This window comes from Runella defluvii (genome assembly GCF_014195535.1).
Taxonomy (GTDB): domain Bacteria; phylum Bacteroidota; class Bacteroidia; order Cytophagales; family Spirosomataceae; genus Runella; species Runella defluvii.
The window spans coordinates 192,927-205,966 of the sequence record NZ_JACIBY010000011.1 but is presented as its reverse complement, the minus strand read 5'-3'; the positions used below and the strand labels follow the sequence as shown (position 1 = coordinate 205,966).

Here is a 13,040-nt window from a genome sequence, read left to right as displayed (position 1 = left end):
TTACTTGAAGGACTCAAGCGTCGTTTTTAACTGTTCATCTATTGCTTCAATGGCAGTTTGGTAGCCGATTTCAACGATTTTTTCGTACGATTTCCAGTCTATGATGCCAAAATTGGTCACATTGGGGTTGATGTACAGGTCGCAGTAAGGCTTGTATTGATTGGCTTTAAAATCACTAGAAATGGTGGTTGATTGAAAAATTACGGACATCATATTCGGGATTCTTGTTCCCGTACTTTGCCCCATAACTCGCCCTTTGAACGCCTGCCACGTACCACCTGATTGGTAATTTTCATTTTTTTGAAGCGTACGTTGCACATTCATATCGACCGAAATTACTTTTCCCACTCCCTGCGCCAGCATGACATCTACAGGCGTATTATTAAAAATTCCCCCGTCCACTAGTAAGCCTTCTTCGTCAATCACTGGGGGTAAAATACCTGGTAACGAGATGCTGGCCCGTACGTATTTTCGCAATTTTCCCGCTTGGTGAATCATGGCTTCGGCTTTGGTGAGGTTGCTAGAAATACAATAAAAATTGCGCCATAAATCTTCGATTTCGACCTCGCCGCAATATTTTTCTAAAATTTGTTCCACTTTCTTGCCTTTAATGAGCGAGAAGTAGGGAATCAGGTTAAAATCAGCCGTTGGATTTTTGCCTTCTACGTAGATTTTACGCATGACTTTGTCAAGCGTTTCGGCAGAATATCCCATGGCAATAAAACTGCCAATGATAGAACCCATGCTCGTTCCTCCCACAAAATCGACGGGAATGCCTCGTTCTTCCAAGGCACGATAGACCCCCACGTGCACAAAGCCCCGCGCTCCACCTCCCGATAGCACCAACCCGACGGATTGGCCCATGAGGTAGCGCCGAATGCGCTCAACATCGGAGGGGTTATCTTGTTCGACGTGGAAATGCCGCTGAACTCGCCTGCTTCGTAGCCAACTGGAGGTCTTGGTCGGAAAATCAGCCATGGGAGGGTGAAGCAACACCAGCGTTTTGTTGACACTGGAAGAACCCGTGTGTAATAAGGCCATTTCGGCAGCGCTCGGCCCCGAGCCGTATTGACTTTCAGAAATAATCAGCACCTTATCTGCCTGACGAACGCAGCGTTTGGCCCATTCGCTGGTGAGGGTATCGGCCTCGTAAAAAACATAATTATACTGTGCTTCTTGTTCATCGAGCCAATTACTGAGCAGTCGGTAATTGGTCACGTCTGCTTTCTCTACATTCGCAATGTCTGGGTCGTTGAAGTGCTGGCTAATCCGCTCAATGGATAAATAGGAACAACTTGCCTTATGGTTGAGTGCTTTGAAAACAGCTTGACAAAATGCCTTTTCGGCAGGAGAATGATGCAAACAAATGAGGGCAACGTTCGTGATTTTGTAATTCGTTTTTTTGGAAAGATTTTGTCGATTTAGCCGCTCAATAATCAAATTGGTGATATTGAGGACGACTTTGGGCGACACCATGATGATTTTTTCAAAGGCACTTTTACTGATTTTTACCAAAACAGAATCACGGATGGCGACGATACTCGCACTGCGCGGAGACTCCGTAAAAATCCCCATTTCTCCCACCGTTTCTCCTGGCGGAATCTCCCCCAAAGGTATTTCTGACCCATCATCGGTCGGAACATACGCCCGTAGCCGTCCGCTGAGTACGCCATACAAACAATCAGCTTCATCGTTTTTATGGAATAAAATTTCTCCCCCTGCTATTTCTTTCCATTCTAATAAATCAACGACTGATTCAAAGACATCCATTGGGAGTTCTCCAAAAATGCGGGTCAGCGTAATTTGGAGTAATTCGTAGTAAACAGCTTTTTGCATAGTCAAATATATTCCTATCTACAATGATAGTCAAGGAAAGAGTATATATTTCTGGTAGAGTAAACTGCACTATAAAGCATGTGTTGAGAGAAAATCAAATTAGCATAACAAACGCGTAGGTCGTAACTTTGCGCTTTCGCAGAAGATTTCGAAAACTCACCAATGACTCACCTACCACTTTCTGAATTAGCCCAACGTTTTAAGGGCGAACTGTACGACGATACAACCATGCGAACGCTCTACGCTACCGACGCGTCGGCGTATCGTGAAATGCCTCTGGCCGTGGCAATTCCGCAGGACATTGAGGATTTAAAAGTGCTTATCCGTTTTGCAAATACCCATAAAACATCCCTCATTCCGCGTACGGCTGGAACGTCGTTGGCGGGGCAAGTGGTTGGAAATGGCATCGTGGTCGATGTATCGCGGACGTTTACGAAAATTTTGGAAATCAACGCCGAAGAACGCTGGGTGCGCGTACAGCCAGGCGTCGTACGCGATGAGCTAAACATGGCGCTGAAGCCGTATGGATTGTATTTCGGCCCCGAAACTTCTACTGCCAACCGTGCGATGATTGGCGGCATGGTGGGAAACAACTCTTGCGGGTCAAACTCAGTGGTTTATGGCTCCACGCGTGAACATTTGTTGGAAGTAAAGGCGCTGCTTGCCGATGGGAGCGAGGTTACATTCGGCTCCCTGCCTGCGAATGGGGAAAGTACTTCTTTCCCGACGGAAGGTTTAGAGGGAGCTATTTATGCCAAGACGTTTGAAATCCTTTCTAATCCTGAAAACCAGGAAGAAATACGCAAAAACTTTCCGAAAAAGTCAATTGAACGCCGCAATACGGGCTATGCGTTGGATATGCTATTGGATTCTGCTCCCTTTGGGGGAACGGAGGCCTTCAATATGTGCAAACTGATTGCAGGTTCGGAAGGGACACTTTGTTTTTTGACCGAAATAAAGTTGAACATTATTCCGCCGCCGCCCAAAGCCCAAGGACTGGTGTGTGTGCATTTCGATACCATCGACGATGCGCTTCATGCCACCCTCACGGCGTTGAAATACAAACCGCAGGCCGTCGAGTTGATTGATAATTACATTTTGGAATGCGCGGCGGAAAACCCCGAACAAAGCAAAAACGCGTTTTTTGTTCAGAAAAAAGCCGATGGCTCGTATCCTATCATTTTGGTGGTGGATGTTTCTCAGGATACCAAAGAGGAAGTAGAACGGGTAGCGGCAGCTTTGATTGAGGATTACAAAAAAGAAGGTAAAGGCTTTCATTATCCGCTTCTTCATGCCGACGATACTAAAAAAATATGGACGCTTCGGAAGGCAGGTTTGGGGCTTTTGGCCAATCTACCTGGCGATGAAAAGGCCGTGGCTGTGATTGAAGATACGGCCGTGGATGTGCAAGACCAGCCGTATTTTATTCGTGATTTTAACGAAATTTTGCACAAAAACGGCATGTCGGCTGTGCATTACGCGCACGCAGGCTCGGGCGAAATCCACCTTCGTCCTATCATCAACCTAAAAACCAAAGAAGGCCACCGTCAATTCCGAATGATTGCGGAGGAGATTGCTACTTTGGTGAAAAAATACGATGGCTCGCTGTCTGGCGAGCACGGCGACGGGCGTTTGCGCGGAGAATTTATTCCGCAGATGGTGGGAGAAAAAAATTACGCATTGTTTAAAGAGCTTAAACGAACCTGGGATCCTAATGCGATTTTCAACCCAGGCAAAATTGTGGATACGGCGCCAATGGATACGTTTTTGCGCTACGAAGCCGACCAACAAACGCCTGATGTTAAAACGTATTTCCGCTATCCAAACCAAACCATCCTCCAACACGCTGAGCAGTGTAATGGCTCTGGCGACTGCCGCAAAACGCAGTTGTCGGGTGGAACGATGTGCCCTAGCTTTATGGCCACGCGCAACGAAAAGGATACCACGCGGGCTCGGGCTAACATATTGCGCGAGTTTTTGACGCATAGCCCCCAAACGCCGAATGGGAAATTTAGTGATGATAAAAACAGCTCCACTGGGATGGCGGCTGTCAAAGAAGTATATGATTTGTGCTTGGCCTGTAAAGGCTGCAAAGGAGAATGCCCGTCGAACGTGGACGTTGCCAAACTGAAAATGGAGTTTTTACAGCACTACTACGATGCCAACGGTGTACCGATGCGCTCGTGGCTAGTGGGTAACTTTTCCAAAATGACGGGGATTGCGAGCTACGTGCCTTGGGCGTACAATTTGGTGTTTAAAAACGCTCCCTTGCGCCGCATTGCCAACCAACTCGTAGGTTTTCATCCCGACCGAACCATGCCGTTGTTGCATAACACGACTTTGACGAGTTGGGCAAAGGGCAGAGGGCAAAGTGCAAGTGGCAAAGGGCAAGCAAGTGGCAAAGTTTACCTTTTTTGTGATGAATTTACCAATTATAACGACGTTGAGATTGGTAAAAAAGCCATTCAATTGTTGGAAAAATTAGGGTACGAAGTGGTGATTCCTGAACACGGGCCGAGTGGTCGTCCGCAGTTGTCGAAAGGGTTATTGAAGGATGCCAAAAAAATTGCAGAGCAAAATGTGCAGCTACTCAAAGGGCTAATTTCAGACCAAACACCATTGGTGGGAATTGAGCCGTCGGCGATTTTGACATTCCGCGACGAATATCCTGATTTGGTGAGTGAAGAATTGGTCGAGGATGCCAAACGTTTGGCCAAAAATGCTTTACAGTTTGATGAGTTCATCGCCCGCGAAATCGATGCCAAACGCATTACCAGCAAGCAATTTACCGAAGAACCCAAACGCATAAAACTGCACGGTCATTGTCAGCAGAAAGCGATTGCTTCAATGGTACCGACGAAAAAAATGCTTTCGTTGCCCAAAAACTACGAAGTGCAGTTGATTCCAAGCGGTTGTTGTGGAATGGCTGGAAGTTTTGGGTACGAAAAAGAGCATTACGACTTGTCGATGAAAATCGGGGAAATGGTGTTGTTCCCTACCGTACGTCAGCAACCCGAAGAAGTGATTATTGCGGCGCCAGGGACGAGTTGTCGTCATCAAATCCACGATGGAACGGGCCGTCATGCGCTGCACCCAGCAGAAATTTTGTGGGAAGCATTGCGCTAAAAACAAAAAATGGCAAACCGAGAATCTCACCGCTACAACCACTTACCCTTGCTTCGGTCAAGACCTGGGGGATTCAATGGGAGCTGGTAGTTCCGATTTGCCGATGCAAAATTAGGAAATTGTGAAGAGAGATGCAAAAAGTTAATTGTTAATCGTCAATGGCTAATCGTTAATTGCTTGATAATTATACTTTTAAAATTTGTAAAAATTCGATTTTCTATGGATTATAGGCTAAAAATAATGGACTAACTGATGAAAAAATGGATAGAAGCGGCGCGTTTGCGGACGTTGCCTTTGGCGTTATCGAGTATTCTAATGGGGTGTTTTTTGGCCGCCGCACACCATCAATTTAGCTGGACAATCGCTATTTTGGCGGTTGTAACCACCGTTTGCTTGCAAGTACTTTCCAACTTTGCCAATGACTATGGAGATGCCGTAAACGGAAAAGACACCGAAGCGCGGCAAGGGCCTCAGCGGGCGGTACAGTCGGGAGCGATTTCGGCTAGTTCGATGCGAAACGCCGTGATTTTGTTTTCGGTAGTATCGCTGGTGAGCGGAATTGGGCTGTTGTACGAAGCCCTCAAAGATGCGACATGGCAGTCGTTTTTGGCCTTCTTGGGGTTGGGTATTCTAGCCATCATTGCGGCCATTACCTACACCGCAGGCAAGCGTCCGTATGGTTATGAAGGGCTGGGAGATTTGTCCGTGCTTATATTTTTTGGATGGGTAGGAGTGTTGGGCGTGTATTATTTGCATACCAAAACTTTTGATCCAACGTTGTTATTACCCGCCACAAGTTGCGGATTGTTTGCCGTGGGGGTGTTGAATATTAATAATATCCGAGACATCGAATCAGATACCTTAACGGGCAAGCGTTCGGTACCAGTGCGAATAGGGCGCCAAAAGGCAATTGTGTATCATTGGGTATTGTTGACGGTCGGGATGTTGGCAAGTATTGCCTATTTACTCCTTACCGAATGGACATGGAGCCAGTGGGTGTTTGTACTTAGCTTTCCGCTTTTTGTGCGGAATGGTCTTGCCGTTAGCCGACTGACAAACCCAAGAGAGTTAGACCCGTACTTAAAACAGATGGCGCTCTCCACATTGCTTTTTGTTCTGTTATTTGGAATAGGATTTTGGGTAGGATAATTTACTTTTCGGCATAAATATTTTAGGGGTCATGTTGGCTAGGCGTCTAAAAATCGGTAGTTTTGGCAAGCCAATCCCAATATTCATCAAACTTTTTTTACGTATTGCTATGAAGCAACGCTCAACTTTTATGTTTGTTTTTGCCTGTATTATGGCATTTACTCATGTTTTGAAAGCTCAAAAAACTGCCGCGGAGTATTTTGAAGAAGGTGTTAATAAAAGTAAATCTGGCGATTTTGTGGCCGCTCTTCAAGCCTTTAATTTGGCTATTACGATGAGCCCAGAAAACGCCCCTAGCTACTACAACCGCGCCATGGCGAAGGCGAATCTGAAAGACCACCGTGGGGCAATTTTAGATTTTGACCGTTCTATCGAATTAAATCCTAAGTATTCGGACGCGTACCTTTACCGTGGGGCGAGCAAAGCCAAACAAGACGATTTTCGCTCTGCGATTCAAGACTTTTCACGGGCTATTGAATTGAATCCTGACGATCCACAAGGGTATTATCAACGCGGGGTTAACCGTGCTCGCGTAGAAAACTACCGTGGAGCGTTGCAAGATTTGAATCGTACTATTGAGTTGGAACCAAACAACGCAGGCGCGCTTTTTGCCCGTGGTACGGTCAAAACAAAATTGGAAGATTACCCAAGTGCTTTGGTTGATTTCTCTCGCGTGTTGGATTTGACCCCTAAAAGCCCATCGGCATTGTCAGGACGTGGTTATGTGAAAATAAAATTAAACGATTTTGCGGGTGCCGTAAACGATTACAGCAAAGCCATCGAATTGAAGCCAGAGGATGCGGAGTCATTCTACAACCGTGGTTTTTCTCGTAGCAAACTAGAAAAATACGAAGAAGCTATCACTGATTTTGACCAAGCGATTCGCCTTGACCCACAAAACCACCGTGCTTATTATGGACGTGGGTTTAGCAAAAGCAAATTGGGCAACCAACGCGATGCAATCTCGGATTTGAACAAAGCAGTTGATATTAACAACACACCTACCGATACAAAAGTGGTTTATATGGGAAGCATTAGCCGCTCGATTTTGGACCAGCTTCGTGAAGTAGTGCAAGAGAAAAACAAAATCAACGAGCTTTCGACTGAGCGTTCGGAGGCGTTTTTTGCGCGGGGAGTTGGTAAAAACAAACAGGGTGATGGCAAAGGTGCGATTATCGACTTAAACAAAGCCATTGAGTTTAACCCTACTTATGCAGAAGCATATTTTACGCGTGGTATGATTAAGTCTGCCATTGGCGACCAAAGAGGTGCTATCCAAGATTGTACAAGTGCCATCAAATTGAGCCCTAAACACGCAGAAGCGTATTACGTGCGTGGTTTGATTAAACACAGCCTTGGCGACGAAAATAGTGGTTGTTTGGACTTGTCGAAAGCGGGTGAATTGGGATATACCCAGGCTTACAAAGTAATCAGCGACTACTGTAACTAAGTGCTTGTACGCAGTTAATTGTGTTGTTAGCTGCCATGTAGAAAAAGCCCCATTGAGTTGACCATTGGTCGCCTCGATGGGGCTTTTTCTTTGACCTGATTCTTTCTACGAAGATTTGGCTCCTCTGGAGCAACACGTTCAATCTGACAATTAACGGCTAACTGTTAACCAATCACTGTACATAGCACTTATTCAAAACGTAAGTGTTTGACCGATTCGCCTGAGCTGGCTAGTTCCACCAAGGAGTCGATGCCAAGCTGTAGGTGACGGTTTACAAACTGAGAAGTTACTTTTTTGTCGCTCTCTTCGGTTTTTACGCCTTCGGGCACCAGTGGGTTATCGGAAACCAACAACAATGCGCCATGTGGAATTTGGTTGACAAACCCAACGGTAAAAATGGTCGCCGTTTCCATGTCAATAGCCATCGCTCTGATTTCGCGAAGGTACTCTTTAAACGTTTCGTCGTGTTCCCAAATTCGGCGGTTGGTGGTATAGACCGTCCCTGTCCAGTAATCCAACTCGTGCTTTTTAATCATAGATGATACGGCCCGTTGCAAACGAAAAGAGGGCAACGCAGGAATCTCTGGTCGCATGTAATCGTTGCTTGTTCCTTCGCCGCGAATGGCCGCAATCGGAAGTACCAAGTCCCCGATTTGCGTTTTTTTCAATCCACCACATTTTCCCAAAAATAGCACGGCTTTAGGATTGATGGCCGACAATAAATCCATCACAGTGGCCGCCATGGCGCTGCCCATCCCAAAGTTAATGATGGTGATATTATCGGCAGTTGCGGTTTGCATTGCACGGTCGCGACCATACACTTCGACCCCGTACTTATCGGCAAACATTTGTACGTAATTGATGAAGTTGGTCAACAAAATGTATTCTCCGAAGACCTCCAGCGGAGTTCCTGTGTAGCGTGGGAGCCAATTTTCTACGATTTCTTCTTTGCTTTTCATTGGTTTTGTGTTGATTTTTGGGGAGAATAGGTTAAAAAAAAGATTTGTAAGATGCCCTTACAAATCCTCCTCTGTATGGTTGAGCTAAATTTGCCCCCCTTTGATTACAAAGTTACGAAAATTGCGGGAAAACCTCATATCTTCGACGTAATTCGGCGTAAGTACCTGCTTATCACGCCCGAAGAGTGGGTAAGGCAGCACGTCTTGCACTGGTTGATAGGGCACCATCAGTACCCAAAATCTTTGATTCGTACCGAAAGTGGCTTGCAGTACAACCAACTTGCTAAACGTACCGATATTTTGGTGTACGACCGCTCGGGTGCGCCTTTTTTGTTGGTGGAGTGTAAGGCTGTTCACATTCCGCTGACGGATGCCGTCCTCGACCAAGCCATTCGTTACAACGCCGTGCTAAAAGCGCCCTATTTGCTGATTAGCAATGGACTCGAACACCTATTGTTTGAAATAAAAGAAGGAGAAGCGAACGCGCTAGAAATAATCCCGCCTTTTGAATGAGACATTGAACGGTTCTATTGTTTTACCAACTGCTTTCGGATGATTTCGGTGGGCGTATGAACGCGTAATACGTAAGTGCCCGAAGGCCCTTGAATAGGAATGCTGACGGTAGTTGGAGCGACCGACAAGTACTGAAACTTACTGGTAATTAGCTTGCCACTGAGGTCAAAAACTTCCGCCAAAATTTCCATTGGGCGCGGAGCTTTAAAGAGAAGGCGGGCGTCGTCAGCAAAAGGATTGGGCGCTACTTCGACTATTACTTCGTGGATGGGAGTGGGGTCAACGGAGGTGAGTGTACCAGGAATATTTATGTCCATCCACGCGAGGCGCTGCGTGAGCCATTGTTTGAGTTCAAGGACTTCGCCTGCCCAAGTGCTTGGAATAGGGGTAGGATTGGGCCAAATATATTGACCCAAAACGGGCCACCGCTGAAAATTCCGTTGTTGTGCTTCTTGAAGAACGGTCGCCAGTGAGTCGATATACGACATAAGCGTTTCGGTTTTCCAAGCACCTTTGCGCATTCGTTGGTATTCGTCGTTGAGTTCGGACACATAAGCGGGGTCTTCGAGCATTCGCTTCCAATGAAAAGGTACTTGCCAACTGTCTCTAGGACAGATGTTTCCAAATAAATATGCCCAGCCGTACGTAAGTGGCGCTTCACAATAGTCGGCATTCCCAAAGGCCAAATCGTAGTCCCAAGCGGGGCCTGCTTTTATTTTTCCCCCTTTGCTGTCGCGGTCTTTGTGAAAAAACGTACTGATGCGGTAGCCGTCCACGTTGCGAGCTACTTCGTTGACCAAAAAAATACGCGCAAAAGAAAGACCATCATAAAACCGACGGTAGCCAACTTGAGAGTCCCTGAACTGACCCCCATTTAACGCCGCTTCGGCACTATCTACTTTGGCAATGAGGTAAGCTTTTTGGTTTGGGGTAATTTCGTCAAAATCGGGGTATTCGTACAAATACTGGATACGACCACTGTAGTTGACTTTAGAAAACCAGCCTATCGACCCGCCCGAACCCGTTGGTTTGTCAACCTTAAAAATATACCCCCCCGTAAGCGCATCGCCGCTGTTGTCTTGGTCAGATAACTTGGTAATGTTCAATCGCCCATTGACCCGTTTGATTTTTTCCATAAGAACATACACCCCTTCATAACGTCCATTGACGATGACTTCGACGAACTGCGTACGGCTGGCGTACATCCCCAAATCGCGCGCCATTTTCATGGCGAGGACGTTGTGTAAAAGGCTTTTTTCGTTGTAAGAAGCAAACAAAATCCAGTCTTCTTCCTTAGGCATCCCAAACAGCGCAACTTCTTTGCCATCGCCTTTTTCGTCCCGAAATTCAAATCCGTACGATTTTTTTGGGAAAAGCTGAGACGATGACCCGCGAAACTCAATTCCTGCGATACCTTGATAAACGTTGGCTGCATCTGAGGGAGCTGTTCGTTGGGCAGTGCCGTTGTAAATAATTTTCATTTGCGCATTGATTTTGGGCGAATCCACAATCAACTGCCCTTGGGTATCAATGATGACAAGGGGCAAATTGGAGGTCACAAGGTTTTGGGCCGACACCACCGCACAAAAAAATAAATTCAACACCATCCCAAGCCAAGTTCTCATAGTTACAATCTTTTTGTTTCAGTTACGTTTTTAAAGAGCCACAAAAGCGAGCGTTTTAAACGCTAAGTTCGATTATTAAAAATAACATTGAAAACTACAAAAAAATATCAATAACGCTATGGAAACGGAAGCAACGACGATTGACCGAAAAGAGTTTTTTCGCCTAGTGGGGGTGAGTTTTGGAGCTATCGTACTTCAACAGTGTTTGTCGGGATGTAATACAGGCGCCAGTCCCGATCCCAATCCGACGACTCCCACTGATTTTTCTGTGAACGTCAATAATGGTACATTTACGGCCTTGCGCAATGCAGGAGGTTTTGTAAGAACCAACGGAGTAATCATTGCACGTACGCAGCAGGGTGGGTTTATCGCGGTTTCGCAAGCCTGTACGCACGAAGGAACGGCGGTCAACTACATTGTCTCAAACAATACTTTTCTGTGTCCCAACCACGGCTCCGTGTTTTCGAGCGAGGGAGAAGTGCAAACGGGGCCAGCCACTAAGCCGTTGACGCGCTACAAAACCTCGTACGACCCATCGACGGGCGATATTCGTATTTACCCTTAGTCTATGTTTTATACTTTAGTACCCCAACATATTTTTGAAACTCCCGCGCCCGAGGATGCTTATTTTCGACAGGCGTGGGAGTTTTGTCGTTTGTACGCCTCGGGGCAAGAAACTTTTGTGCTGCATACCTCGGGTTCGACGGGCACTCCTAAGCCTATTACCTTGACGCGCGCCCAAATGCAAGCCAGTGCCCGTGTTACGCAGCGTGCGTTGGATTTGCGGGCGGGGCAGCAAGCGTTGGTGTGCCTCAATGTGGGTTACATTGCAGGAACGATGATGCTCGTGCGTGGAATGGAATTGGGGCTAACGATGCACATCGTCGCGCCTTCCTCGCAGCCGTTTGCTGCGCTGCCCCATGATTTAGCAATAGATTTTGTGGCGGTAGTGCCGCTCCAATTGCAAGCAATGTTGGATGCAGTACAAGCCTCGGTTCTAAATACCTTGGGCGTTATCATTGTGGGAGGAGCTCCTGTTTCTGAACAATTGCTCGAAGGTATTCAGCGGCTTAGCGTGCCTGTATTTAGTACCTATGGCATGACCGAAACGGTATCGCATGTGGCGCTACGAAGGCTAAACGGAGCCGAGGCAACGGATAGTTATTGGCTGTTGGAAGGAGTTAAAGCCGCTACCGACGAACGCGGCTGCCTTCGTCTGTGCGGGGCAGTAACCAACCACCAATGGATTCAAACCAACGATGTGGTGGAGTTTTTAGAATCCCGAAAGTTCATCATAGTGGGGCGCGCTGATAACATTATTAATTCGGGAGGAGTCAAAATTCAGCTGGAGAAAGTAGAACGTGCCGTTGAAAAAACGGGGCTGATCGCTTCGCGGTTTTTTGCGTGGTCGGAACCCGACGAACGCTTAGGACAAAAGCTGATTTTAGTAGTAGAAAGTGAAAAAAAGCTTGATAGCGAACTACTTCAAACGAGATTAATACCTGAGCTTTTGACCTACGAACTTCCTAAAAAGGTGTATTTTGTTAAAAAATTTGTAGAAACACCCACGGGCAAAGTAGATAAGCGCCGTACCTTTGAGGAAAATATACGCTAAATGGCAACTTTTCGTAAACTGACTATCCAATTTGAAACTTCGGCGCAACTTCCGCCGCCTTACTCATATCGCTACGTATTGCGCATTCTTCCGACTGAGCAAACCATTAATGTCGATTTAAAATTGACATATACCCACCGCGACGAACTCGATGCCGATGAAATTGAAGCCGAAGGATTTACCGATAATGATGATTATCAGTGGAAAGGAACACTTGAAAAAGTGTGGTCTGACGAGCTTGAAAAAGTCCTCAAGAAAACCCAGATGGGAGGCAGTATGCTTCAAGACGAAGAATTGGACTTTCTGACCCTAGAGTGGGAAACGGACACGACGAAAAAAGGTCAACCCAAAAACACCGAAGATTGGCTCTATTTTGCCCAAGAATTGCTTCAGGCGATTTATGAAACATCGGAGAAAGAACGCCCGTTTGAAATGCAGGTCATTGACGCGACTTCGCAAGGAACCAGAGAAGCACAGTTGACGGCGTCGTTTCGCACAAGGACGGCACAAGTCAAGCGCGTGGTGGATGGAAAAACATCATTGCGTTTTTATCCGTGGCAAGAACTGCCTTCGTTGATGGAAACGGTATATGCGCCTAACTGGCTCACCGACAATGCCTCAAGTCAAAAACCCAAGCGAAATGGATTGTATTTTAACCTAGGCGATGGCGTGTGGTACGAATGGGGAAAACAGGTAGTAGAGCCTGGTAAAGGAGCAAAAACACTCTCGAAGCTCAAAGATGTTGTAACGACGTTGTTTGGGTAAAG

The 13,040-nt window shown here is 46.4% G+C and carries 10 protein-coding genes; 7 read left to right on the top strand and 3 right to left on the bottom strand.

The window, feature by feature from the left end; translation table 11 throughout:
- A complete protein-coding gene (locus FHS57_RS22625) occupies positions 1–1,836 on the bottom strand; it encodes a patatin-like phospholipase family protein (protein ID WP_183977652.1) in 1,836 nt (611 codons plus the stop codon).
- Between the two features lie 162 nt (positions 1,837–1,998).
- Here FHS57_RS22625 and FHS57_RS22620 point away from each other — a divergent pair, with 162 nt between their 5' ends.
- The 3 genes from FHS57_RS22620 to FHS57_RS22610 all read left to right on the top strand — a co-directional run bounded on the left by FHS57_RS22620 (position 1,999) and on the right by FHS57_RS22610 (position 7,561).
- Positions 1,999–4,962, top strand: coding sequence for an FAD-binding and (Fe-S)-binding domain-containing protein (locus FHS57_RS22620; RefSeq protein WP_183977651.1), 2,964 nt, complete (start codon positions 1,999–2,001; stop codon positions 4,960–4,962).
- 252 nt (positions 4,963–5,214) lie between these two features.
- A complete protein-coding gene (locus FHS57_RS22615; RefSeq protein ID WP_183977650.1) occupies positions 5,215–6,111 on the top strand; it encodes a 1,4-dihydroxy-2-naphthoate polyprenyltransferase in 897 nt (298 codons plus the stop codon).
- 109 nt (positions 6,112–6,220) lie between these two features.
- A complete protein-coding gene (locus FHS57_RS22610) occupies positions 6,221–7,561 on the top strand; it encodes a tetratricopeptide repeat protein (RefSeq protein ID WP_183977648.1) in 1,341 nt (446 codons plus the stop codon).
- Between the two features lie 188 nt (positions 7,562–7,749).
- Here FHS57_RS22610 and FHS57_RS22605 read toward each other — a convergent pair whose 3' ends face one another.
- The gene (locus tag FHS57_RS22605) at positions 7,750–8,520 is read right to left on the bottom strand and encodes an AMP nucleosidase (protein WP_028523667.1); all 771 of its coding nucleotides are present in this window, start codon (positions 8,518–8,520) and stop codon (positions 7,750–7,752) included.
- 75 nt (positions 8,521–8,595) lie between these two features.
- Here FHS57_RS22605 and FHS57_RS22600 point away from each other — a divergent pair, with 75 nt between their 5' ends.
- Complete coding sequence (locus FHS57_RS22600; protein ID WP_122932762.1) at positions 8,596–9,033, top strand: type I restriction enzyme HsdR N-terminal domain-containing protein; 438 nt, start codon at positions 8,596–8,598, stop codon at positions 9,031–9,033.
- A gap of 14 nt (positions 9,034–9,047) precedes the next feature.
- On the opposite strand, the gene FHS57_RS22595 is transcribed toward FHS57_RS22600, so the two are convergent.
- On the bottom strand, positions 9,048–10,658 hold the full coding sequence (locus tag FHS57_RS22595; protein WP_183977646.1) for a CotH kinase family protein: 1,611 nt from the start codon (positions 10,656–10,658) through the stop codon (positions 9,048–9,050).
- A gap of 118 nt (positions 10,659–10,776) precedes the next feature.
- Between FHS57_RS22595 and FHS57_RS22590 the strand changes: the two genes are divergently transcribed.
- Genes FHS57_RS22590 through FHS57_RS22580 form a run of 3 tightly spaced genes read left to right on the top strand, consistent with a single transcriptional unit; the run spans position 10,777 to position 13,038 of the window.
- Positions 10,777–11,223: a QcrA and Rieske domain-containing protein gene (locus FHS57_RS22590; RefSeq protein WP_037300179.1), complete on the top strand. Its 447-nt coding sequence runs from the start codon at positions 10,777–10,779 to the stop codon at positions 11,221–11,223.
- 3 nt (positions 11,224–11,226) lie between these two features.
- Entirely contained in the window at positions 11,227–12,273 is a 1,047-nt protein-coding gene (locus FHS57_RS22585) for an AMP-binding protein (RefSeq protein WP_183977629.1), read from the top strand.
- Positions 12,274–13,038, top strand: coding sequence for a hypothetical protein (locus FHS57_RS22580; RefSeq protein WP_183977627.1), 765 nt, complete (start codon positions 12,274–12,276; stop codon positions 13,036–13,038).
- Positions 13,039–13,040 lie beyond the last annotated feature (2 nt).

Coding starts and splice junctions, on each gene's coding strand:
- FHS57_RS22590 (WP_037300179.1), top strand. CDS start 10,777: ATGGAAACGGAAGCAACGACGATTGACCGAAAAGAGTTTTTTCGCCTA.
- FHS57_RS22595 (WP_183977646.1), bottom strand. CDS start 10,658: ATGAGAACTTGGCTTGGGATGGTGTTGAATTTATTTTTTTGTGCGGTG.
- FHS57_RS22610 (WP_183977648.1), top strand. CDS start 6,221: ATGAAGCAACGCTCAACTTTTATGTTTGTTTTTGCCTGTATTATGGCA.
- FHS57_RS22625 (WP_183977652.1), bottom strand. CDS start 1,836: ATGCAAAAAGCTGTTTACTACGAATTACTCCAAATTACGCTGACCCGC.
- FHS57_RS22620 (WP_183977651.1), top strand. CDS start 1,999: ATGACTCACCTACCACTTTCTGAATTAGCCCAACGTTTTAAGGGCGAA.
- FHS57_RS22615 (WP_183977650.1), top strand. CDS start 5,215: ATGAAAAAATGGATAGAAGCGGCGCGTTTGCGGACGTTGCCTTTGGCG.
- FHS57_RS22580 (WP_183977627.1), top strand. CDS start 12,274: ATGGCAACTTTTCGTAAACTGACTATCCAATTTGAAACTTCGGCGCAA.
- FHS57_RS22605 (WP_028523667.1), bottom strand. CDS start 8,520: ATGAAAAGCAAAGAAGAAATCGTAGAAAATTGGCTCCCACGCTACACA.
- FHS57_RS22585 (WP_183977629.1), top strand. CDS start 11,227: ATGTTTTATACTTTAGTACCCCAACATATTTTTGAAACTCCCGCGCCC.
- FHS57_RS22600 (WP_122932762.1), top strand. CDS start 8,596: ATGGTTGAGCTAAATTTGCCCCCCTTTGATTACAAAGTTACGAAAATT.